This window comes from Deinococcus sp., from assembly GCF_018260405.1.
Classification (GTDB): Bacteria; Deinococcota; Deinococci; order Deinococcales; family Deinococcaceae; genus Deinococcus.
In genome coordinates this window covers 12,088-34,898 of the sequence record NZ_JAGLBG010000008.1, presented here as the reverse complement: position 1 = coordinate 34,898, position 22,811 = coordinate 12,088, and the positions used below count along the sequence as shown (strand labels likewise).

The window sequence follows — 22,811 nt, the reverse complement described above, 5'->3', positions numbered from 1 at the left end:
GTAGTACGGACTGCCGCGCAGTACCCCCGAAGCCCGGTAGCCCACCAGGAAAATAGAAAAAAAGGCAGCTCAGCGGCTGCCCCTAGCTACGCGCAAAGTCTACTGGCAGTGGGACGGGCCGACCAGACCATTGTTGTAGCGGTCAAGCGTGGTCATCCAGCTCAGAACCTGGGCCTGCTGGGACGCGCTCAGGCCGCTCCAGTCGGCGGCGTTGTGTTGGGCCAGGAAAGCGTCGGCCTGCGTTACCGTGTCCTGAATGCTGGAAATGTCCGTGCCGCCGAAAGCTCCAAGCTTGCTGGCCAGCAACTGGGCGTACAGCTTGACGATGCCGTTGGAGGCGTTGCCCTTGAAGGTGAGCAGCTGAGTGGCCTGCGCCACGTTATCCACCAGAAGGGACTTGCTGCCCCCGAATTTCCCCAGCTGAACGGGCAAAAGGGCGGCCAGCTGCTGAGGATGATTCTTCCAGTAGCCGATGGTCCGGGTGCAATTGGGGCCGGTAGGCGTCTGAATGTCCTGGGCACTCAGCGTAGTAGCCGCAGAAGGGGCAACCTGTTGCCCACAGCTCGCCAGCAGGGAAACTCCGCAGACCAAACCAATTTTGACAATGTTTCGCATATTTTTTCTCCTTAGTAGAGATGGGAACGAACATGGGCCTTGCGGGATATATAGAAAAACTATAGACACTCGTGTGCCGCAGTTAAAGATGACTTTCTTCACATTCTGGGGGGGCCTCAGGGGAACAGTCAGGCGGGCACAACCGGCACAGCGACTCGCCACAGGTGCTGACTCGCCACAGGTGCTCCGTTTTTCTCCGACCAGCGAGGGTGCATAATTAGTCAAACAGTTGAATATTAATTCGTCAGGAGCGAGCCTCTCCAAGCGGGCACGGTATACTTCTGGCTATGACCAAGGCTCAGCGCGGTGGTAAAAAAACCTCGAATCTGGCGACAAAAGCTCCAAAATTTCCGCAAGCCAGCCTGCATACTTCTGCTTCGCTGCCCCCGCCGACGCTGGCAGGCCGCGACTTCCTGAGCAATCTGGACATGTCCCCGGCAGAACTCCGCACCGTGCTGGACACCGCCCACAGTATGAAGCGCGGCGAGTGGCGGGAGGTCAAGCCGCTGTCCGGGCTGTCGCTCGCGCTGGTATTCGAGAAGTCCTCGCTGCGTACCCGCACCACCTTCGACGTCGGGATGTATCAGCTTGGCGGCCACGCCATTACGCTGTCCAACACTGAAATTGGCCTCGGCACCCGCGAGCGCGTGTCCGACGTGGCCCGCAACCTGGAACGCTGGGTCGACGCCGTCATGGGGCGCGTGTACCTGCAACAGACCCTGGTGGAACTGGCCGAACACGCCAGCATCCCGGTCATCAACGGCCTGAGTGACATGCTGCACCCGGCGCAACTACTGGCCGACTACCAGACCATCGAAGAGGAGTTCGGCACCGATCTGCGCGGCAGGCGCGTGGTGTACATCGGTGACGGCAACAACCTCGCCAACAGCCACATTCATATGGGCGTGCTGACCGGCAGCAGCGTAACCATCGTGACCCCGGTGGGCTACGAACCCAACGCGGGCGTGCTGATGGACGCGGTGAAGGCGGGCGTGACGATCAACCTGACCAACGACCTTGAAGCTGTGCAGGGCGCAGACGTGCTGTACACCGACGTGTGGATCAGCATGGGTATGGAGGCCGAGGCCGACATCCGCCGCCGCGCCTTTAAGGGCTATCAGGTAACGCCGCAGATGCTCGACACTATCGCGCCGGACGGCATTTTTCTGCACTGCCTGCCCGCGCACTACGGCGAGGAAACCGTGCCGGAAGCTACCGAGCACCCCAAAAGCCGCGTGTTCGATCAGGCCGAAAACCGCCTGCACGCGCAAAAGGCGCTGCTGTATCACCTTCTAGGCGGGATGAAGCCGAGGTGGTGATGGGCCGTGAGCTATAGGCTATGCGGGGCGTGGGCTTAAGCATGGTTTCTGATGAACTGCTAGACCTCGTCAACGAAAAAGATGAAGTCATCGGCCAAATCAGCCGCGCCGACCCCGCCTTGCGTTGGAAAGACGTGCGCGTCGTCAATGCTTTCATTCGCAACCAACGCGGCCAGCTGTGGATACCGCGCCGCAGCCCCAGCAAAAGCCTTTTTCCGGGGGCGCTGGACGTAAGCGTGGGGGGGGCCGTGCAGAGTGGTGAGACGTATCTGGAGGCCCTGCGCCGCGAGAGTGCCGAGGAGGTTCGCTTAAATCTTAGCACTGTGCAGTGGCACGAACTCGCCGCTTTTTCGCCGTATCAGACGGGCCTTAGTAGCTTTGTGCGCGTCTACGAAATCTGCACAGACACTGCCCCCGACTTCAACCCGGCTGATATTGCGGGTGGCGAGTGGCTGACGCCGGGGCAGGTGCTTTCACAGATTGCAGCGGGCGCGGCGGCGAAGGAGGATTTGGCGGAGTTGGTGCGGCGGTGTTATGGAAGCGTGACGGATGGACTATGACGCTTATCCCTGCGTGTCAGGGAGCAAAAAGTGGCTGCTGGTGGAAGGGGACTCATAGAGCTGCTTCCAGAGCGGATTCGGGCGCTTTCCCCGGATACGCGCAACTGCGACCGGGAACTACTTAGAGCATTTTGCAAAAGGGTGGTGCTCTTTTGACCATCTTTTTGCCGAGTGAAACGAGTGAACAAGAAAGAGCAGGACGTAGCATGAAGGGGGCGGCGATGTGTTTCCGACGTGCCCATCATTCGGAGAACTGCTCTAACAAATCCGCTCTATCTGGAGGAACTTTTATGACCTCATCCCGACCCCAAATTTTCATCGACGGCGAGGCCGGAACCACGGGCCTGCAAATCAGAGAACGCCTCAGCGGGCGCACCGACCTTGAACTGCTTAGCATCGACCCGGCGCGGCGCAAAGACCCGGCAGCACGCGCCGAACTGCTCAACGCCGCCGACGTGTCTATCCTGTGCCTGCACGACGATGCGGCGCGGGAAGCCGTGCAGCTAACCACCAACCCCGCCTCAAGGCTGCTGGACGCCAGCACCGCGCACCGAACCGACCCCGCGTGGGCCTTCGGATTTCCCGAACTGAACGCCAATCAGCCCGGAAAAATTCGCGCGGCCCGTTACGTTTCCAATCCGGGATGCTACAGCACGGGCGCCATCGCGCTGCTGGCTCCACTGACCTCTGCCGGGCTGCTGCCTGCCGATTTCCTGCTGAGTATTCAGGGCTACAGCGGCTACACGGGCGGCGGTCGGGCGCTGGTCGATGCCCATGAGCAGGGCGGCGAGCATCCATTCAAGGGCGATTTCATCAACTACGGCCTGACCCTGGAACACAAGCACATCCCCGAGATGATGCTGTACGGCGGCCTGACCCGCACGCCCATCTTCACCCCAAACGTGGGCGGCTGGGCGCAGGGCATGACCGTAACGATCCCGCTGCATCTGGAACAGCTGGGCCTGGAAGCCCGCGACCTGCATAGCACCCTGGCAAAACACTACCTGGGCCAGAAATACGTCAAGGTTTTCGAGCTGTCCGGAAATCCCGCCGCACTCGACCCGCAGACCCTCAACGGCACCAATCAGCTGGAACTGTTCGTCTACCCTTCGCCAGACGGGCAGCGGGCCGTGCTGGCTGCGCGGCTCGACAACCTCGGTAAGGGGGCCAGCGGAGCCGCCGTTCAAAACCTGGAGCTGATGCTGGAGGCCGGGCCGCCCCCTAGCAACTGATCCGGTTCCCACCCGGCGTGGTTTACCTGAAGTTAAAGCTCAGCTGAAACCGGGACGCTTGCCCTCTCGGGAATTATTAAGCCTGTGTTACGATGGGATACGAGTCTGACGCAACTATTACAATGGTCGGGCCACTGAACCTCACCACTTTCTGACCTCATCCCTGGATGGGGATTTCTAGGCGGAAGGTGTGTGTGGTCTTAGAGGGGAAAGGAGGAGTGATTTGGACGTTTCTAGTCGAGTCTTGAGTGAGCTGGCCAGCCGTGAGGCTGCGCTGGACGCGCAAATTGAGGCAGCCCGAGCAGAAGCCAAGCGCGAAGTCGAGGCAGCCGAGCAGGAAGCTGCCCGGATCATGCGTGACGCTGAAGCCCGGGTACAGGCCATGCAGGTTCAGCACGAGCAGGACCTTGCGACCGAGACCCAGCGCATCCGCGAGGAAGCCAGCGCCCAGGCCCAGAGTCAGGCGCAGGCGACCCGCCAGAAGGCATCAGGCCGGGTGCAACAGGCTGCCGAACGAATCCTGAGGGCGGTGCTGCCGTGATCAATCACATGCAGCAGGTCGTGATCGCTACCCGGAAACGGGAGAGCGAAGCGGTCATTACGGCCCTACAGGACGCCGGAGTGCTGCACCTCAAGCCCATCACAGGTGGTCCCCTGAACACGGGTACGCTCGCCGGACAAGACGCCCAGTCGCGCCGCGAAGACGAGCGGCTGCTGGCCCGCGCGGAGAGCACCATCTCCGAACTCGGGGCCTACCGCCCTGCCCCCGCCCCCCTGCCCGCTCTGACCGAGTGGCAGGGGGTGATCGAGGGCGCGGCGGAGCCTGTCTCTAGCCTCGCCCGCCAACGTCAGGACCTCCAGAGCGATCTGGAAGCCGAGCGTACCTACGGCGATACCGTGCAGGCCCTGGCCCGCATGACCGGTGGCCTAGACCGCAGCCAGCGCGTGGGTCTGGTTCCTTTTTTGCTTCAGCCTAGTGATCAGCTGGCCGAACTTGAAGCTGCCCTGCGCGAAGCCCTGCCCGAGCGTTACTTGCTGGCGACGGAGCAGGTCGGCCAAAACCGCGTCGGCGTGATCGCCTCCCTCAAGTCGGACCGTGACCTTGCCCGCGCCGCCCTCTCACGGGTGCGCCTGGGCGAACTCCGCTTGCCCGGACGCTTCGACCAGATGCCTCTGAGCGACGCGGCGCAGGCCATGGCCGACATTCACGCCAACGGTGCGGCGCGTCAGGCCAGCCTGAACGCCTTGCGCGACCAGCTGGCCCAGCAGTACGGCCCCAGCCTGTACGCCGTGCGCGACGCCCTGAAAGACCGGGTGGCGGTGCATGACGTGCGTGCAGTGTCGGCGCGTGGCAAATACAGCCTGGTGCTTCAGGGTTATGTGCCAGCCGACCGCCTCCCGATGCTGGAAAACACCCTCAACCGCCTGGGCGACTCGGTCAGCGCCGAGCTACACCCGGTCGACGAGCACCATGACCACGACGTTCCAGTCGAACTGGTCAACAACGGGTACGTCAAGCCCTTCCAGCTGGTTATGGGCATGATGAGCCTGCCCAAGTACGGCTCTTTCGACCCGACCTGGGTCATCGCCGTGTTCTTCCCACTGTTTTTCGGGATCATCATCGCGGACATCGGCTACGGCCTGCTGTTCTTGTGGTTCAGCATGTGGCTCGCGGGCAAGGCACGCCGCAACGAGGGCTGGGACTTGTCCTTCTTCGGCGCGTACGTGCAGCCCGACGCCCTGCGTAACCTCAGCTTCGTGACCAGTGTTATGGCTGGCTGGACCATCGTCTGGGGCTTCCTGACCGGCGAACTGTTCGGCACGCTGGGCGAGCACCTGGGGCTGTTCTATCAGAACAACGACCTGCTTAACCGTCTGTGGGGCTGGACCGGCGTCCACTGGGGCGAGGCGGCGGAGCACGCCCACGGCCTGATTCCGACCCTCTTCCCGCGCCTGGATACCGTTCACTTCAGCAACATCGCCCTGATCTTCTCGCTGATTTTCGGCATCGTGCAGGTGCTGTGGGGCTGGGCTATCCGTATTCAGATGGGCATTCGTCACAAAGACACGGCCCACACCTGGGAAGGCATTGCCCTTGCCGGGGGCGTTCTGGGCCTCATCATGATGTCCTTTGCAAGCCGCGCCGGGAAGGACTTTGGGGCGCTGTCGCTGGCCCACATCGGGAATCCGCTGGTAGCGCTGATGTATCTGGGCTTTATTGCCTTCATCGTCGGTTACATCCTGATTATCAAGAAGTTCCCCATGCTGCCAATCGAACTGCTCTCGCAGGGCAGTGCGGTGCTCAGTTACTCCCGAATCTTTGCTGTCGGGCTGGTGTCGGCCATCCTCGCCAAGCTGTGCAGCGATGTCGGCTGGTCACTGTTCGAGAAGATCGGCCTGCTGGGCATCATCGTCGGGGTACTGGTGGGCGCTCTGCTGCACTTCTTCGTCCTGGCCCTGACCCTGATCGGTCACATCGTGCAGCCTCTGCGTTTGCACATGGTCGAATTCCTCAACCCCACCGGGTTCAACACCGAAACCAGCCCCGCGTACAACCCTCTGCGCCGTCTTAGCCCCAGCACGGGGGCAACCGCCCAGGCTTCGCTCCAGCGAATTCCCGACGCGGTCAGCGGCTCAGTGAAATAAGTGCAGTGAAATAAGTACGTCAGTTAAGTTAGTTCAGTGCAGTCAAGGCAGTACACCCAGATCAGTACGTCTTAACGGGCCAGATCAACCGGCCAGAACAGTCAGCCTTTCCCGTCCAAACTCATCAGACCCATTAGACTTTCAGGAGATTAACCATGAATAAAACCACCAAAATCGTCGTCGCGTCCCTCGTTCTCGCCCTCGCCACCACCGGCTTCGCCCAAACCGACAACACGGTAGGCGGCCCCGATGACATGTACCGTGGCCTGCGCGCTATCGGCGCTGGGCTGGCCCTGGGCCTCGGCGCACTGGGCACTGGTGTCGCCCAGGCCCGCATTGGGTCGAGCCTGGTCGGCGCCGTCGCCGAAGACCCCAGCAAGGCCGGTAGCCTGCTGCTGTACTTCCTGATTCCCGAAACGCTGGTCATCTTCGGCTTCCTCGCCCTGTTCATCCTGAACTGATATGGCGCTCGACAAGCTCTTAGAAAACGAAGCGCAGTCGGAGATCGAGCGGATTCGTGCCGAAGCCAAGGGCCGGGCCGACAAGATTGTCGCCGACGCCCAGGAACGCGCACAGACCCTGCTGGAGAGCCGAACCCGCGCCCTGGAAAGCCAGCGTCAAGCGGGGCTGGTCCGGGCCAAAAGCGCCGCCGACCTCGAAATGAACGCCGCTCAGTTGAGTGCCAGCGAGTCTGGTCTGACGCAGGTCTACGGTCTGGTCAACGAGTACCTGGGCGGCATTAGCACCGCGCCCGAGTACCGCGACATCCTGGCCCGGCTGGTCGTGGAGGCCCGTCAGGCGGTACCCAATGCTGAAGCCGTCGAGGTCAACCCCGCCGATCTGGGTCTGGGCCGAATTCTGGTGCAAGACATTCCAGTGCGTGAAAACGCCAACATCACGGGCGGTGTGCGCGTGATCGCCCAGGGCGGAAAAAGCGGCATCACCAACACGCTGGCAGGCCGTCTGGAGCGCGTGAAGGCCGACCTCGCCCCCCAGATTAACCGTCTGCTCGCCGAGTAAAGGAGGGGTAGAACAGCCGTGCCCGACGACTACTCGTATATCAATACCCGCGTGCGGATCATGCGCACCAAACTGCTCGATGGCCGCGCCCTCGAATCGGCGCTGGTGTCCGGCAGCTACCAGGAATTCCTGCGCGTGCTAGCCGAAACCGAGGGTCTGGGCGCCAACATGCGCGAGACCACCGGTGAAAACGCCGGGCTGCCTGAACTTGACCGGGCGCTGTCGCAAAACCTCTTTGCGACCACCCAGAAGGTGCTGGGCTTTGCCGACGGTGACGCCAAAAAGGAAATCCAGGCCCTGCTGATGAAATGGGATCTGGTAAACCTCAAAACCATCGCCCGTGGAATTACGTCTGGGCGCGGCGCGGACACCATCGCCGCCAGCCTGATTCCGGGCGGCAGCATCAAGCCCAGCGTGCTGCAAACCGCTGCTGGTTCAAGCGACCTGCAAAGTGCGGCGGCGGCCCTGGCCATGGGCGGTCATCCGCTGGCGGCGGCGTTCCGTAACGGCGCGACTGCTTACGCCGCCAACAACCGCCTGATGGATCTGGAAGTGGCTCTGGATCAGGGCTATTATCACCACGCCCTGAGCGTGGCCCGCGAAACCAGCCTGCGCCGTTACCTGACCCGCGAGATTGACGTGACCAACGCGTTGATTGCCCGCAGCGCGAAGGGGCAGCCCCTCGACCCCAATCTGTTTGTGGCTGGTGGAAGTTACGACGCGGGCGGCTACAGCCGCATGGCCGCTGGCGACGCCGCCGGAAACGCCGATATTACGGCGATTCTGGACGCTCCGACGCTGGAAGACGCTGAAGTGGCTGCGCGGGCCAGCCTCGACCGGGCCGCGCGCAGCAATGCAGCGAGCGACCCCGAGGGCGTGGGCATCATCTTGGACTTTCTGCGGCGCAAGGAAATTGAAATTGCCAAACTCCGCCTGATTGGGCGCGGCAAATTCTATGACCTGCCGACCGAACAACTGCGTAAGGAGGTCGGCGCATGACCGCTGGCAGCAAAAAGGGCCACACCGCCACCATGCAGCGCGTGGCTGTGCTTACCGACTCCGAAACCGCCACCGGTTACCGGCTCGCCGGGGCACACGTCATCGAAACGACGGCGGCCCAGGCAGTGCAGGAACTGGAACAGATTATTCAGGACGGCCAGTTCGGACTGGTCGCGGTAGATACCGGCCTGATTCCCGACCCGGCCACCGCCACTGCCCGCATCATGCGTGGCCGCGACCTGCCGATTCTGCTGCCGATTCCCAGCCTCAAGGACGCTTTTTCTGCCAATACGGTGGATGCCAAGGCCTACATGGGTAAGCTGGTTCGCGACACGATTGGATTCGACATCAAGCTGTAGAGCGGTCTAAGGGTCTGAGGCGCTCAAGGACTAAGGAACATTGAAGAAAGGTTTTTCTGGTCCTTTAGACACTCGACTCTCGGACGCTCCAAAGGAGCATTAAATGACGCAACAAAAGCAAGGCCTCGTGCAAAGCATCGCCGGGCCTGCGGTAATCGCCAAGGGCATGTACGGCGCGAAGATGTACGACATCGTGCGCGTTGGTAAAGAGCGCCTCGTTGGTGAAATTATCCGTCTGGACGGCGACACTGCCTTCGTGCAGGTCTACGAAGATACTGGCGGCCTGACCGTCGGTGAACCGGTACAAACCACCGGCCTGCCACTGTCGGTCGAGCTGGGGCCAGGAATGCTTAACGGCATTTACGACGGCATTCAGCGCCCGCTTGACAAAATCCGCGAGGCCTCTGGTGACTTTATCGCCCGTGGTATCGAGGTTTCCTCGCTTAACCGCACCCAGAAATGGGACTTTACGCCCAGCGTAAACGTAGGCGACGAGGTTGGGGGCAGCAGCATCCTGGGCACCGTACCCGAGTTTTCCTTTACCCACAAAATCCTGACCCCGCCCGACAAGAGCGGCAAAATCAGGTCCATTGTTCCGGCTGGTCAGTACACCATCGACGACACCATCGCAGAACTCGAAGACGGCACCAAGCTGCGCCTGGCCCACTACTGGCCGGTGCGTGCGGCCCGCCCGGTAGCCCGTAAGTTAGACCCCAGCCTGCCATTCCTGACCGGCATGCGGATTCTGGACGTGCTGTTCCCGCTGGTCATGGGCGGCGCGGCGGCTATCCCTGGCCCCTTCGGCTCGGGCAAGACCGTGACCCAGCAGAGCGTGGCGAAGTACGGCAACGCCGACATCGTGGTGTACGTAGGCTGTGGCGAACGCGGTAACGAGATGACGGACGTGCTGGTGGAATTTCCTGAACTGGAAGACCCCAAGACTGGCGGCCCCCTCATGCACCGCACCATCCTGATTGCCAACACCTCGAATATGCCGGTGGCAGCGCGTGAAGCCTCGGTGTACACCGGGATTACGCTGGCTGAGTACTTCCGCGACCAGGGTTACAGCGTGTCGCTGATGGCCGACAGCACCAGCCGCTGGGCCGAAGCTCTGCGCGAAATTTCCAGCCGCCTGGAAGAAATGCCCGCCGAAGAAGGCTACCCACCCTACCTGGGAGCCAAGCTGGCCGCTTTCTACGAGCGGGCTGGCGCAGTCAATACCCTGGCAGGCGAAACCGGCGCGGTGTCGGTTATCGGCGCTGTTTCGCCTGCGGGCGGCGACATGTCCGAGCCTGTGACCCAGGCCACGCTGCGTATTACCGGCGCTTTCTGGCGCTTGGACGCGGGTCTGGCTCGCCGTCGCCACTTCCCGGCAATTAACTGGAACGGCTCCTACAGCCTGTTCACTCCCATTCTGGACAAGTGGTACCGCGCCAACGTTGGCCCCGACTTCCCTGAACTGCGTCAGCGCATTACCAGCCTGCTCCAGCAGGAAGCTGCCCTGCAAGAAGTCGTGCAGCTGGTCGGCCCCGACGCGCTCCAAGACAATGAGCGCCTGATTATCGAAACGGGCCGCATGCTGCGCCAGGACTTTTTGCAGCAAAACGGTTTCGACCCCGTGGACGCTTCGGCCTCCATGCCTAAGAACTACGGCCTGATGAAGATGTTCCTGAAGTTCTACGACGAGGCCGACGCTGGCCTTAAGAACGGCCTGACCATTGACGAAATCATTCAAAACCCGGTCATCGAGAAACTGGCCCGCGCCCGCTACACCCCCGAAAACGAATTCGAGGCGTATGGCAACGGCGTGATGGACGAACTCGACCAGACCTTCAAGGGGGTGAAAGCGTGACGCTTCTTCAGAAGGAATACAACGATGTCGCGTATATTTCTGGCCCGCTGCTGTTCGTGAACGCCGCCAGCGACCTGCCAAACGGCGCGATTGTGAACATCAAGGATGCCAATGGGCATATTCGCGGCGGCCAGGTCATCAGCGTGTCGGATCAGAACGCCGTGATTCAGGTGTTCGAGGAAACCCGTGGCCTGGACCTCGCCAACGCCAGCGTGAGCCTGGTCGAAGACGTGGCCCGCCTGGGCGTGAGCAAGGAAATGATTGGCCGCCGCTTCGACGGTCTGGGACGTCCGATTGACGGTCTGCCCGCCGTGGTCGCCGAGGAGCGCCGCAGCATCAACGGCCAGCCCATGAACCCGGCGGCCCGCGCCAAGCCTGAGGAATTTATTCAGACTGGCATCAGTACCATCGACGTGCAGACCTCTCTCATTCGTGGTCAAAAGCTCCCGATTTTCTCGGGCAGCGGTTTGCCGCACAATGAACTGGCCGCCCAGATGGCGCGTCAGGCCAAGGTGCCCGGTTCCGACGAGCCGTTCGCTGTGGTTTTCGCCGCCATGGGTCTGACCCAGCGCGAAGTAAGCTTCTTTACCCAGGAATTCGAGCGCACGGGCGCACTGGCCCGCTCAGTGCTGTTCCTGAACAAGGCCGACGACCCGGCCGTGGAACGTCTGCTGACCCCCCGCATGGCGCTGACGACCGCCGAGTACCTAGCGTTCGAGCACGGCTACCACGTGCTGGTCATCCTGACCGACTTGACCAACTACTGCGAAGCTCTGCGCGAAATCGGCGGTGCCCGTGAAGAAATTCCTGGCCGCCGTGGCTTCCCCGGCTACATGTACACTGACCTTGCGTCGCTGTACGAACGCGCCGGTGTTATTCAGGGCAAGCCCGGCAGCGTGACCCAGGTGCCGATTCTGTCAATGCCCGACGACGACATTACCCACCCGGTGCCCGACCTGACCGGCTACATTACCGAAGGCCAGATTGTGGTGGACCGCACCCTGAACTCTAAGGGCGTGTTCCCCCCCATTAACCCGCTGCCCAGCCTGAGCCGCTTGCAGGGCAACGGCATCGGCAAAGGCAAGACCCGCGCCGATCACAAGAACGTGGCCGACCAGCTGTTCGCCGCTTACGCCAACGGCCTTGACCTGCGTAAACTGGTTGCTATTACCGGTGAAGATGCACTGACCGACACCGACAAGCTGTACCTGAAGTTTGCTGACGATTTCGAGCAGTACTTCATCGGCCAGGGCGACCAGGACCGCAGCATTGACGACAGCCTGACCGTGGCCTGGGGCATTTTGTCCAAGTTGCCGCAGAGCCAGCTGACCCGCCTTTCCAAAGACACCATCGACAAGTACTACGGCACCAAGATGGATGAGATGTGGAAAGGGAGCCGTTCGGTGCAGTAAAGGCGCTTGTGGCGTGTAGCCTGTAGAAAAAGTAGTGTCTTCTCTTGTTCGACAGGCCACGAGCTACAGGCCACAAGCCTGCTTAGCAGAGGAGGTGAATCAAAATGGCAGAACAAATCAGTCCCACCCGCTCGGCCCTGCTTGCCAGCAAAGCCGCGCTGCGTACCGCTTCGGGCGGTGCGGACCTGCTCAAGCGCAAGCGTGACGCCCTGATTGGCGAGTTCTTCGCGCTGGTCAAGGACGCGCTGGCGGCCCGCGAACAGCTTTCGGGCGTGAGCAAAGGCGCTTACACCAGCCTGTTCGGAGCCAAAGCCTGGGACAGCCCCGAGGCCGTCGAAAGCCTCTCCCTGGCTGGCACCGGCGATTACGCCGTCGATATGCAAATCGAGAGCGTCTACGGCGTGAAGGTGCCCCGCATCAACATTCCCGAACGCGCTCAGGCCGCGCACTTCAGCCCGATTAACGTCGGCGCACGGACCATTCAGGCTTCGGCAGACTTCGGCAGTGTGCTGGAAGCCATCGTGAAGGTGGCCGCTACCGAGACCAAGCTGCGCCGCATCGGCGAGGAAATTAAAAAGACCTCGCGCCGCGTGAACGCCCTGGAGCAGGTCGTGATTCCTGGGATTCAAGACGATATCCGCTTTGTGCGTAGCGTACTTGACCAGCGGGAACGCGAGGCCAGCTACACCCAGAAAAAGATTAAGCAGAAAATCGACGCCAAGTCGAAGGCTGCCCGCGAGGCTATCGCGGCGACCAGTCACGGCAGCGCCGCCGACTGAGCTTCCGCAACACAGAAAGCCGCCTTCCGTATGGGGGCGGTTTTTTGTGTGTAGAACGCATCCTACGACTTTCGCGGTATGGTAACTAAAGTCTGGACGGCGATCTGGAAAAGTCGGCAGCCGCAGTCGCTAGACTGCCCCCTATGCGCCAGTATCTCAGCTTTATGCAGCACGTGCTTGACCACGGCACCCCCAAGGGCGACCGCACCGGCACCGGCACCCGGTCGGTGTTCGGGCACCAGATGCGCTTTGACCTATCGGAAGGCTTTCCACTAGTCACGACCAAGAAGGTTCACCTCAAATCTATCATTCACGAACTGCTGTGGTTCCTGAAGGGCAGCAGCAATACGGCTTACCTGAAGACAAATGAGGTGACCATCTGGGACGAGTGGGCGCGCGGGGACGGCGAACTCGGCCCCGTGTATGGAGTCCAGTGGCGAAGCTGGCCCACGCCAGAGGGCCGCCACATCGATCAGATCGCGCAGGTCATCGAGCAGATCAAGACCAATCCGAACAGCCGCCGCCTGATCGTGAGCGCCTGGAACGTGGGCGACCTGGAGGAAATGGCGCTGCCGCCCTGTCACGCCCTCTTTCAGTTTTACGTGGCCGACGGGCGGCTCAGTTGCCAGCTGTACCAGCGCAGCGCCGACATTTTTCTGGGGGTACCCTTCAACATCGCCAGTTACGCCCTGCTGACCATGATGATCGCGCAGGTCTGCGGCCTGGAACCCGGCGAATTCATCTGGACGGGCGGTGACTGTCACCTGTATACCAACCATGTCGAGCAGGCTAAAAAACAGCTGTTGCGCGAGCCGAGGCCCCTGCCGAAAATGCACCTGAACCCGGCGGTCAGGAACATCGACGACTTCACCTACGAGGATTTCACGCTGGAAGGCTACGACCCGCACAAGGGCATCAAAGCCCCGATCGCCGTATGATCCCGACCGCTGCCTGCTTCAATACACCGCAGTGAATCTCTAGATGAACCGGGCGAAGTGAGAGTCGTCAGAAGTACAGTGCACTGGGGATGCAGAGGTTGAGGCACTGTTCCGAAAGCTCATAACAGACCTCTTGCCAAAGTCGCCGGGTTATTCTGAGTAACTCGCCCTGTTCGGCGAACGCGGGGATTCGGGGCGGCGTGACCCCCACTTTCGCCAACGGGTCAAGTAGCTGCCGGGTACAATTGCGCGTATCTGAGGAAAGCGCCGGAATCGAGGTCAAGCGGGTCGGGGTGCACTTGCAACCCCGCGCCGGTTGCAGGCATTGTAAGCAGGTATGATCTCCCCAGAACTCATCGCTATCGTCGCCATGACCGAAAACCGTGTGATCGGAAGGAGCGGCGGTATGCCCTGGCACCTGCCCGCCGATATGTTCCGGTTCAAGCGGCTGAGTGCTGGAAAGCCCAACATCATGGGGCGCAAGGTCTGGGCCTCGCTGCACACGCAGCCTCTGCCGGAGCGCCAGAACATCGTGCTCACGCGCCAGCCGGGGCTGGTGGCCCAGGGGGCCGTCGTGGTGCATACCCCGGAAGAAGCCCTGTCAGCCGCTGGCGACGCGCCCGAAATCGCCATTATCGGCGGCGCGGAAATCTACCGGCTGTATCTGGAACAGCTTACACGGGCCGAACTGACGATCATTCACGCGACGCTCGAAGGCGACACGTTCATGCCGGAATTGCCCGGAGAGTGGCAGCTGACCGCCGAGAAATTCCGGCCCGCCGACGAGAAAAATAAGTATGCTATGACCTTCCAGACGCTGGTGCGCCGCGCATGAACAAGGTCAGCCAGCCGCCGTTCGTCCGGCCCCCGCGCCTGCGCCGAGGCTCGAAAGTGGCGGCCCTGAGCCTGTCGAGCGGCCTGGTCGCTGAAGTCCCGCACCGCTACGAGGCCGGGGTGCGCGAGGTCGCCCGGCAGCTGGACTGGGAGATCATGGCCGCCCCGAACGCCTTTCGCGGTTCCGATGACCTGTACGCCAACCCGCAGGCCCGCGCCGACGACCTGCACTGGGCGCTCGAAAACCCTGAGATCGAGGGAATGGTCAGCATCATCGGCGGCGACGACAGCATTCGGCTGCTGCCCCTGGTCGACCGCGAAAAGATCAGGCGGTATCCCAAAGTTCTGCTGGGGTACAGCGACACTACCGTGACCCTGCTGCAATTTCTGCGGGCCGGAGTCATGGCGTACCACGGCCCCGCGCTACTGACCGATCTGGCCGAACCCGGCGGCATGCGGCCCGAGGGCGCCCGCAGCTACCGCTAGGCGGGCGGGAGTGGCTGGAATCGCTCCGGCGGGAAATCACCATCACGCTCTAAACTGTAGCTGAACTGTGGGCTACTCGCCTGGGGGCTACTCGCTGAGGTCTTCACCCTGCTTCTCAGCACCAGCTGAAACACTGACTGAACCGCCGCCTGGACGCGAGTCGGCGCGGCGCAGTTCGCTGGCGGGCAGATCGTAGACCGGCCCGTGGTCGGTGTAAATGTCTACCGTGCCCAGCAGCGGGTGCAATTTGGTCACCTTGCCGCACGCGCCGCTGGCGTCGTGACACACGCGGGCATTCTTGCGGGGGAGCGCCCCCAGCAGGTCGAGGTACTGGGTGTGCTCGTATTGCAGGCAGCACAGTAGGCGGCCACACGGCCCGCTCAGCTTTTCGGGGTTCAGCGGCAACTGCTGATCACGCGCCATGCGAATGCTTACAGGCGCAAACTCCTGAAGGTGCGTGCTGGAACAGTTCTCGCGTCCGCAGGCCCCGAGCGTGCCGATCATCTGGGCCTGCTCACGCGGACCGATGGCGGCAAAGTTCACGCGGGCGCGGGTCTTTTCACGCAGCGCACTGATCAGACTGCCGAGTTCGATGCGTTCGTCGGCGCTGTAACTGATCGTGACCAGACTCTCGTCGAGCGTGAATTCCACCGCCACGATCTTAACCTTGAGGCCCTGCTCACGCGTTCGCGCCCGCAGCAGCCATTTCAGGTCGTCACTCTGACGGTACAGCGCGTCCCAGGTCGCCAGATCGTCCGCAGTCGCTGCCCGCAGCACCGCGCCGTAACGCTCCTGCGGGTTGGGCGCAACCGCCTCGCCGCGCACCGTCGCGATTTCCGGCCCGCGTTTGCCCTGTACCACGACCCTGGTCCCGACAGAATGACGCTCCTCAGTGAGCATGGGATGCAGACGCGGACTCCGCTCGAAGCGGACAGGGAGGGCAAACATTTCTGAACAATGCCATGAATGGAGCGCAGCCGTCGAGAGACGGGGCACAGTCTGACGCGGGAGGCGGGACCAGGGTTCATAGCCGGACAGTCACAGGCAGCCAGCAGCCCCACAGCCACAGGGAGACTGGCGCAGGCCGCCCGCTTCTGATAAACTCATCAATTGCGCTGACTGGCGAGGCCTGACCTTGCCCTGACGCCCTAAATCCCTATCTTCAAGGAGGTGAATTATGAACCAGTATGATCTGAACCTGATCCTGAACCCCAACCTTAGCGCCGAGCAAGTGCAAATCGAAAAAGATTACATCGAGAACGCCGTTAAAAATGCCGGTGGTGAAGTAGCCGGACTCGACGAACTCGGTAACCGCCGCCTGGCCTACCAAGTCGCCAAGGACCGTGAAGGCTACTACCTGATGTACGCCATCAGGAGCAGCGGCAACCCTGAAAAGGAAATTGCCACGTCCCTGCGCCTGCGCGACAACGTCCGCCGCGTGTTGGTGGTCCGCGACCGCCCCGAGTGGAAGACCAAGAAAGCCTGATCTCGTTACGTCATTGACAGAACGTTTCAGGTTTGTTACCGTATGGTCAACCTGCAAAGGCCAAGAAGCAACGTAAAAGCCCCAGTACGAGCACCTAGCTCCCGCAAGCAACCAAGGAGACCACGAACATGGCCAGAGGCATGAACCACGTTTTTCTGATCGGCGCACTCGCCCGCGATCCCGAACTGCGCTACACCCCCAGCGGCACCGCCGTATTTGAAGCCACGGTTGCTGGTGAAGACCACATCGTCGGCATAGACGGTAAAGAGCGCAAGCTGCCGTGGTATCACCGCGTGTCTATCCTTGGCAAACCTGCCGAGTGGCAGAACGAAAAGAACCTGAAGGGCGGCGACGCCGTGATGGTCGAAGGCAGCGTGGAATACAGCCAGTGGGAAGCCCCGGAAGGTGGCAAACGCAGTATGGTGCGCGTCAAAGCGCTGCGTATGGAGCAACTCGGTTATCAGCCTGAACTTGTTTCGGATGCCGGAGGCGGCGTGCGAATGGGCAGCGGTATGAACCAGGTGATCCTGATCGGAAATGTTGTCCGCGACCCGGAACTCCGTTACACCCCAGCTGGAGACGCCGTGCTCGGAATCGGTCTTGCCGTGAACGAAACATGGACCGACCGCCAGGGCCAACGCCAGGAAAAGACCCACTGGATCGACGCTACGTTGTGGCGCGAACTGGCCGAAAGCATGAAGGATCTCCGCAAGGGTGACCCTGTGCTGGTTCAGGGACGACTGGTGAACGAAAGCTGGACGGACAAAGACGGCAACAAGCGCAACAGCACAAAAGTAGAGGCGACACGAGTCGAAAGTCTGTCCCGAGGCGCAGCTGCCGGACAATCCGGCTACGCAGCCTCCCCCGCCGCACCTCGCACTCAGACCGCGAGCAGTGCAGCGCGTCCCCAGTCGGGCGGCTACCAAGCCCCCAGCCAGGCGGCGGGCGCTCCCGCGAGCAGCGGCAGTACGGGGAACCGTTCGGGCGGCTTAGATATTGATCAAGGTCTCGACGACTTCCCACCCGAGGAAGAAGATCTGCCTTTTTAAGCAGACATACACCCAGGCAGGCAGCTTAAGCACTCAAAATTATAGTTTTGTGGCTTAAGCTCCCTGACCTGTAGGGCCAGGCCCCAAGGAAACACCATGACCCAGCAAAGAGACAGCGCGGATCGCAAGCCGCGTGGAAAGGGACCCAAGCGTCCCCGCAAGCCAAAGGTCGATCCTTTCTCCATTGGAGAACTGGAAATCACCGATTACAAAGACGTGAAGATGCTCCGCCGTTTTGTCAGTGACACCGGCAAGATTCTTCCCCGCCGCCGCACTGGCCTCTCGGCCAAGCACCAGCGCCGCATCGCGCAGACGATTAAAATCGCCCGCCAGCTGGCCCTGCTGCCCTACACCGAGAAACTGGTCCGGAAATAAGGAGGGTTTGACATGCAGATAATCCTTCTGGAACCCAGTAAGCTCGGCAAAACCGGTGACGTTGTCAGCGTCAAAGACGGCTACGCCCGCAACTGGTTGATTCCCCAGGGCGTCGCTGCCCCGGCGACCAGCCGCAACATGAAGACCCTCGAAGCCCAGATTCGCAGCCGCCAGAAAATTCAGGCTGCCGAGAAGGCCGTGGCCGAGGACCTTGCCAGCCGCCTAAACGGTGTGGCGGTCGAACTGACCGTCCGCGCGGGCGAAGGCAAGATTTACGGGGCCGTGACCCACGCCGACGTAGCGGGCAGCCTCGACAAGCTCGGTTTCGACGTGGACAAGCGTAAGATCGACATGCCGAAGACCGTCAAGGAAATCGGCGAGTATGACATCGCTTACCGCGCCCACCCCGAAGTGACTATTCCCATGAAGCTCGTGGTACACGCTGCGAAGTAATTCAAGGTGAACCCGGAACCCCGTCCTAGTGGCGGGGTTTTGTGTTGTCCAGGCTAGAATTGAGTCTGCCGCTTGTGCAGCTTGCGTTCACTGCCCCCCCGCGCCGCCGAACTGATGAAGGCCCAGCAACGCGAACTGCGCGAACGAACTCTACCGGGACACTATAGTGCCAGCCTAAGCCCGCAGCGTCGGGGGCACATCCTCCCATAGGTGTAGCCCATTCCTCATGCTCCTGAATTGCCAGGGCCGGGTACCTTCCCCTGACACAGAGAATCAACCGGAGCGACACGAAGGCCCCAGATAGTGACACCAGCCTGACAGGCACTCACTACCGTGGGTCATGTTGGGCCACTTCCCGGACACCGTCCATGAGCCATGTTTGACAGGGAGAAAGTCTGATTCGGCGTTCCTGCCCATTCTGATCCCAGGACAGACGACTACGCTATGGCTGGCGCCGCACGCCACCGCGCAGATTCGCCGCCGCACCGAAGGCCGGGGCGACCCGAACAGCACCTTGGTTTGGTCTGGGCATACCAGCGGGCAGGGCCAGGTAGAAGTTACGCTGCCGCCCGGGGCGCCCCAGACCTACGACGGGCTGCTGTTCCGGGTGCTGTGGGAGGTGGAATGCGCTGGGGAGGTGCAGCGGCTGGTGGTTGGCAGCGGCGCGTGGCACCCCGACCCTTACGCCGCACTGGGCTTGCCCGGCAACCCCTTCTGCGCCGAGGAGATTCCGGCGCGGCAGATGGACTGGGAGGGCGTTACGCCGCAGCACTGGCTGGAACGTGGGTATTCGGTGGCCCCCAGCCCAGGAACACAGCCCGGCGTGGGCCAGCTGGTGCAACTGCTGGGCGTAAAAGGCGCGGGGAAATCCTCGCATCTGGCGCACTGGCGCAGGCAAAACCCCGGCCCCGGCCACTACTATCCGCCGCGCGGCCATGAACGCTGGCGACCCCCACCGCTTGCGCCAATCTGCTACTGGGACGAAGCCTGCCGCATTCCCACGCCGCTGCTGCACTGGGGCCTGAGCCGGGCCGCGCGGGCCGGATATACCGTGTGTGTGGGCACCCACCGCGACCTGGCCGCCGAGGCGAGACGCTACGGCCTGACGGTGCAGAGCATCGAGCTGCGCGGAATCAGCGCTGGCGACATTCTGGCCTGGGCCGCCAGAAGAATCGAATCGGCGCGGCTGGCGGCTGGTTTTGAAATCCCGTCAACATTGGCAGAACAACTTGCATGCGAATGCGGCGGCTCGTGGCGAGAGATTGCCACGCGGCTACATATTTTTACGGCGCAGCAGGCTCAGGAGAAACAAAGATGACACGCACGAAGGAACTCAATCGGGGACAGCAGAAAGACCAGTACACTGTTCCGGCCAACTTTCAGATCCCGTCCTTTGACCGTCAGCCGCTCAGCTGGCCCAGCGCTTTTGGCAACGAGTGGGCCATCATTTCGGAAAAGACCGAACCGCCGAGCAGGTTCGCGGCGCTTCTTACGCTGTTTTTCGGCGTCATCGGCTGGCTGGCTTTTATGAACCGCAATGTGCCCGTTGACCCGGACAGCGACTCGGGCAATCCAGTGGTGTTTGTCATCTTTTGCTTTGGTCTGGCACTCGCGTCGGCCCACCACTTTTACCAGCGCCTCAGACAGTACCAGCGGGGGAAACGCTTTGGCTCGCCTATCCTGCTGCTAGAGCACCGGGAATACCTGCCCGGCGAGGCGCTGAGTCTGGCGTTTCGCCGCGACATGTTGCCTGAAGTCACCGTTAACTTGCAGGGTACCCTGAGCGCCTGGCTGGTGGGCATGGAACTGACCCGCCGCACCCGGGGCACCTACAATATTCTTGACCGGGTTATTTTCCACGAGGAGAACCTGGGCAAACAGGTGGTGCGGCCAGGCAGCCACCAGTTGCGGGGCACCTGGCATGTTCGACTGCCCGGCAACGCCCAGCCCACGCTTCTGGAAACGGGGCACTGGGTCGTGTGGCTACTTCAGGTGCGCCAGAACCTGCCGGGGCAATTGGAAGAAGTCAGCGATTTCATGCTTCCAGTGGTGCCGCAACGCGGCGGGAGCCAACCATGACCCAGACTGTCGACACCTGGAAAGAGTACAAAATCAAGAAGCCGCAGAAACTGCCCACGCCCACCAGCTTTGGCGGTGAGTGGGCGATTGTAGCCACAAGAGCCGAAAAACCAACCTTCTGGGAACTGTGTTTTACCCTGTGTTGCCTGGCTATACCCGCTGCTCTTCTCCGGTCGCAACCGCATACCGGACTCTCAAACTCGAGCGACACCACGCCTCTCATGCTGTTGGTTGGCATTTTTGGGCTCTTTAAGCTGTATGAATATGGCCGCAAATGGTGGCTGCACCTGCAAAGCAACCATTTCGGGTCGCCCATTCTGTTGCTTAAGCAGGAGCGCTACCGGCCCGGCGACCCGCTGCGGCTCTCGTTTCACCGTGATATCAAACCGAATACCGAGGTCGGCGCAGGCACCCTCAGCGCCCGGCTGGTCTGCGTGGAAGTCACGCAGCGCACGGTGGGCACCGAGACCACCTATGACCACGCCGTTCACTATGAAAAAGACCTGGGCCGGCAACCGACCTTCGGGGGTCAGCACCGCCTACGCGCGGTGTGGCACGCCGATATTCCAGCGGGGGCCCGGCCCAGTCAGCTGGGCAGTAACCACTGGCTGGTCTGGGAAGTGCAGGTCAGGCAACACCTGCCGGGCCAGCTGGACGAAACCACCAGTTTCCTGATTCCGGTGGTGTCTGTCTGACGGTGACCCTAACCACAGAGGCCGCACCCGAGAAAGCAGGTGCAACCCTCGCCTCGGGAGCAGAGCCTCAGCCTGGCCTCAGCGCGGCAGGACGCTCTCTCCCATCAGAAACTCGTCGATGGCCCGCGCCGCCTGCCGCCCTTCACGGATGGCCCAGACCACCAGTGATTGACCCCGGCGCATATCGCCCGCCGCGAACACGCCGTCTACGCTGGTCGCGTAACCGCCCACCAGTTCGGTGCCTGCGTGGGCGTTGCCACGGGCGTCTTTTTCCACTCCGAAGGATTCAAGAACGCTGCCCACTGGGTTGGTAAAACCCATCGCCAGCAGTACCAACTCGGCCTCGTGAATCTCTTCGCTGCCCGCGACTTCTTCCAGTTTGCCGTCCTTGAATTCCATCCGCACGGTCTTCAGGCCCGTCAGTTTGCCGCCCTTACCGATAAATTCCTTGGTGGCGATGGCAAACTCACGCACGGCCCCTTCCTCGTGGCTGGTGCTGGTACGCAGTTTCATGGGCCAGTAGGGCCACACCAGCGGCTTGTTCTCCTGCTCCGGGGGTTGGGGCATAACTTCAAACTGCGTAACCGACTTTGCGCCGTGGCGATTGCTGGTGCCCACGCAGTCGCTGCCGGTGTCGCCGCCGCCGATGACAATAACATTCTTGCCGTCGGCCCGCAGCTGCCCCTTGAGTTTGTCGCCCGCATTGACGCGGTTCTGGGCGGGCAAAAATTCCATGGCGTAATGCACGCCCTGCAAGTCGCGCCCCGGCACTGGCAGGTCACGCGGCGTCTCGGAGCCGCCCGCCAGCAGGACAGCGTCGAATTCCTGCCGAAGCTGCGCGGGAGTCACGTTTTCCTTGCTCAGGTTGGTGACTTTGCTGTCTTTGGGCCACTCGCCCACCAGCACGCCGGTGCGGAAGGTCACGCCCTCAGCTTCCATCTGGGCCACGCGGCGGTCAATGTGGGTCTTTTCCATCTTGAAATCGGGAATCCCGTAACGCATCAGCCCGCCCACACGGTCATTTTTCTCGAACACCGTCACGTCGTGCCCGGCGCGGGCGAGTTGCTGCGCGGCAGCCAGCCCGGCGGGGCCGGAACCGACCACGGCCACCTTTTTGCCAGTCTTGGCTTCGGGGGGCTGCGGCACGACCCAGCCTTCGTGCCAGCCGCGCTCGATGATGGCCAGCTCGATGGACTTGATCCCCACCGGCTCCTGATTGATGTTCAGCACGCAGGCCGCCTCACAGGGCGCGGGGCAGATGCGCCCGGTGAACTCGGGAAAGTTATTGGTGGTATGCAGCACATCCAGGGCCTGTTTCCAGTCGTCTTGGTACACCAGATTGTTGAAGTCGGGGATGATGTTGTTGACCGGGCAGCCGTTGTTACAAAACGGAATGCCGCAGTCCATGCAGCGCGTCGCCTGCTTGCGTGCTGCTTCGCCCTGAAGCGGCTCGACAAATTCCTTGTAGTTCTTGAGCCGGGCCTCAGGAGCGAGGTACTTCTCCTTGACGCGGGGCTGTTCTAGAAAACCTGTGATTTTGGACATTTGGGAACTCCCGGTGGGTGGTGAGTGGGAAGTGGTGGGCTTTGAGCGTGCGGCGTTTGGATGCTGGGACGCTGGTGG

The 22,811-nt window shown here is 61.7% G+C and carries 25 protein-coding genes; 22 read left to right on the top strand and 3 right to left on the bottom strand.

Annotated elements, in window-relative coordinates:
- Window positions 1-99 precede the first annotated feature (99 nt).
- Window positions 100-615 carry a hypothetical protein gene (locus QZ269_RS02555; RefSeq protein WP_291423983.1) on the bottom strand — a complete coding sequence of 172 codons (516 nt, stop codon included), beginning with the start codon at window positions 613-615 and terminating at the stop codon, window positions 100-102.
- Between the two features lie 287 nt (window positions 616-902).
- On the opposite strand from QZ269_RS02555, the gene argF reads away from it, so the two are divergent.
- The 15 genes from argF (at window position 903) to QZ269_RS02480 (ending at window position 15,051) form a co-directional block, all read left to right on the top strand.
- Window positions 903-1,934, top strand: a complete 1,032-nt coding sequence (gene argF / locus QZ269_RS02550) for an ornithine carbamoyltransferase (RefSeq protein WP_291423981.1) — start codon at window positions 903-905, stop codon at window positions 1,932-1,934.
- A gap of 41 nt (window positions 1,935-1,975) precedes the next feature.
- Window positions 1,976-2,494 (top strand): NUDIX domain-containing protein, encoded by a 519-nt coding sequence (locus QZ269_RS02545; protein WP_291423979.1) that lies wholly within the window; start codon window positions 1,976-1,978, stop codon window positions 2,492-2,494.
- A gap of 290 nt (window positions 2,495-2,784) precedes the next feature.
- On the top strand, window positions 2,785-3,726 hold the full coding sequence (gene argC / locus QZ269_RS02540) for an N-acetyl-gamma-glutamyl-phosphate reductase (protein ID WP_291423958.1): 942 nt from the start codon (window positions 2,785-2,787) through the stop codon (window positions 3,724-3,726).
- Between the two features lie 244 nt (window positions 3,727-3,970).
- Complete coding sequence (locus QZ269_RS02535; protein WP_291423956.1) at window positions 3,971-4,267, top strand: V-type ATPase subunit subunit G family protein; 297 nt, start codon at window positions 3,971-3,973, stop codon at window positions 4,265-4,267.
- Complete coding sequence (locus QZ269_RS02530; RefSeq protein ID WP_291423954.1) at window positions 4,264-6,372, top strand: V-type ATP synthase subunit I; 2,109 nt, start codon at window positions 4,264-4,266, stop codon at window positions 6,370-6,372. The genes QZ269_RS02535 and QZ269_RS02530 overlap by 4 nt, the downstream gene beginning before the upstream one ends.
- 155 nt (window positions 6,373-6,527) lie before the next feature.
- The gene (locus tag QZ269_RS02525) at window positions 6,528-6,833 is read left to right on the top strand and encodes a V-type ATP synthase subunit K (RefSeq protein ID WP_291423952.1); all 306 of its coding nucleotides are present in this window, start codon (window positions 6,528-6,530) and stop codon (window positions 6,831-6,833) included.
- A 1-nt stretch (window position 6,834) separates the two neighbouring features.
- Complete coding sequence (locus QZ269_RS02520; protein ID WP_291423950.1) at window positions 6,835-7,392, top strand: V-type ATP synthase subunit E; 558 nt, start codon at window positions 6,835-6,837, stop codon at window positions 7,390-7,392.
- 18 nt (window positions 7,393-7,410) lie between these two features.
- Window positions 7,411-8,391 carry a V-type ATPase subunit gene (locus QZ269_RS02515; RefSeq protein WP_291423948.1) on the top strand — a complete coding sequence of 327 codons (981 nt, stop codon included), beginning with the start codon at window positions 7,411-7,413 and terminating at the stop codon, window positions 8,389-8,391.
- Window positions 8,388-8,750, top strand: a complete 363-nt coding sequence (locus QZ269_RS02510) for a V-type ATP synthase subunit F (protein ID WP_291423946.1) — start codon at window positions 8,388-8,390, stop codon at window positions 8,748-8,750. Before QZ269_RS02515 ends, QZ269_RS02510 begins: the two co-directional genes overlap by 4 nt.
- Window positions 8,751-8,853: 103 nt before the next feature.
- The gene (locus QZ269_RS02505) at window positions 8,854-10,602 is read left to right on the top strand and encodes a V-type ATP synthase subunit A (RefSeq protein WP_291423944.1); all 1,749 of its coding nucleotides are present in this window, start codon (window positions 8,854-8,856) and stop codon (window positions 10,600-10,602) included.
- Entirely contained in the window at window positions 10,599-12,014 is a 1,416-nt protein-coding gene (locus QZ269_RS02500; RefSeq protein ID WP_291423943.1) for a V-type ATP synthase subunit B, read from the top strand. The genes QZ269_RS02505 and QZ269_RS02500 overlap by 4 nt, the downstream gene beginning before the upstream one ends.
- A gap of 104 nt (window positions 12,015-12,118) precedes the next feature.
- Window positions 12,119-12,793: a V-type ATP synthase subunit D gene (locus QZ269_RS02495; RefSeq protein WP_291423941.1), complete on the top strand. Its 675-nt coding sequence runs from the start codon at window positions 12,119-12,121 to the stop codon at window positions 12,791-12,793.
- 143 nt (window positions 12,794-12,936) lie between these two features.
- Window positions 12,937-13,731, top strand: coding sequence for a thymidylate synthase (locus tag QZ269_RS02490; RefSeq protein WP_291423939.1), 795 nt, complete (start codon window positions 12,937-12,939; stop codon window positions 13,729-13,731).
- A 337-nt stretch (window positions 13,732-14,068) separates the two neighbouring features.
- Window positions 14,069-14,566 (top strand): dihydrofolate reductase, encoded by a 498-nt coding sequence (locus QZ269_RS02485; RefSeq protein ID WP_291423937.1) that lies wholly within the window; start codon window positions 14,069-14,071, stop codon window positions 14,564-14,566.
- Window positions 14,563-15,051: an LD-carboxypeptidase gene (locus tag QZ269_RS02480; RefSeq protein WP_367272188.1), complete on the top strand. Its 489-nt coding sequence runs from the start codon at window positions 14,563-14,565 to the stop codon at window positions 15,049-15,051. Before QZ269_RS02485 ends, QZ269_RS02480 begins: the two co-directional genes overlap by 4 nt.
- An 87-nt stretch (window positions 15,052-15,138) precedes the next feature.
- Here QZ269_RS02480 and QZ269_RS02475 read toward each other — a convergent pair whose 3' ends face one another.
- Entirely contained in the window at window positions 15,139-15,999 is an 861-nt protein-coding gene (locus tag QZ269_RS02475; RefSeq protein ID WP_291423935.1) for a stage 0 sporulation family protein, read from the bottom strand.
- Window positions 16,000-16,228: 229 nt separating this feature from the next.
- On the opposite strand from QZ269_RS02475, the gene rpsF reads away from it, so the two are divergent.
- From rpsF to QZ269_RS02440, 7 genes are all read left to right on the top strand, one after another.
- Window positions 16,229-16,537, top strand: a complete 309-nt coding sequence (rpsF, locus tag QZ269_RS02470; protein WP_291423933.1) for a 30S ribosomal protein S6 — start codon at window positions 16,229-16,231, stop codon at window positions 16,535-16,537.
- Window positions 16,538-16,665: 128 nt separating this feature from the next.
- Window positions 16,666-17,586 carry a single-stranded DNA-binding protein gene (ssb, locus tag QZ269_RS02465; protein WP_291423931.1) on the top strand — a complete coding sequence of 307 codons (921 nt, stop codon included), beginning with the start codon at window positions 16,666-16,668 and terminating at the stop codon, window positions 17,584-17,586.
- A gap of 96 nt (window positions 17,587-17,682) precedes the next feature.
- Window positions 17,683-17,961, top strand: a complete 279-nt coding sequence (gene rpsR / locus QZ269_RS02460) for a 30S ribosomal protein S18 (RefSeq protein ID WP_291423929.1) — start codon at window positions 17,683-17,685, stop codon at window positions 17,959-17,961.
- A 12-nt stretch (window positions 17,962-17,973) separates the two neighbouring features.
- The gene (rplI, locus tag QZ269_RS02455) at window positions 17,974-18,414 is read left to right on the top strand and encodes a 50S ribosomal protein L9 (protein ID WP_291423927.1); all 441 of its coding nucleotides are present in this window, start codon (window positions 17,974-17,976) and stop codon (window positions 18,412-18,414) included.
- Between the two features lie 379 nt (window positions 18,415-18,793).
- Window positions 18,794-19,732: a hypothetical protein gene (locus tag QZ269_RS02450; RefSeq protein WP_291423925.1), complete on the top strand. Its 939-nt coding sequence runs from the start codon at window positions 18,794-18,796 to the stop codon at window positions 19,730-19,732.
- A complete protein-coding gene (locus tag QZ269_RS02445) occupies window positions 19,729-20,493 on the top strand; it encodes a hypothetical protein (RefSeq protein ID WP_291423924.1) in 765 nt (254 codons plus the stop codon). Before QZ269_RS02450 ends, QZ269_RS02445 begins: the two co-directional genes overlap by 4 nt.
- Window positions 20,490-21,188 carry a hypothetical protein gene (locus QZ269_RS02440; protein ID WP_291423922.1) on the top strand — a complete coding sequence of 233 codons (699 nt, stop codon included), beginning with the start codon at window positions 20,490-20,492 and terminating at the stop codon, window positions 21,186-21,188. Before QZ269_RS02445 ends, QZ269_RS02440 begins: the two co-directional genes overlap by 4 nt.
- Window positions 21,189-21,266: 78 nt before the next feature.
- On the opposite strand, the gene QZ269_RS02435 is transcribed toward QZ269_RS02440, so the two are convergent.
- Window positions 21,267-22,733: a glutamate synthase subunit beta gene (locus tag QZ269_RS02435; RefSeq protein ID WP_291423921.1), complete on the bottom strand. Its 1,467-nt coding sequence runs from the start codon at window positions 22,731-22,733 to the stop codon at window positions 21,267-21,269.
- Window positions 22,734-22,811 lie beyond the last annotated feature (78 nt).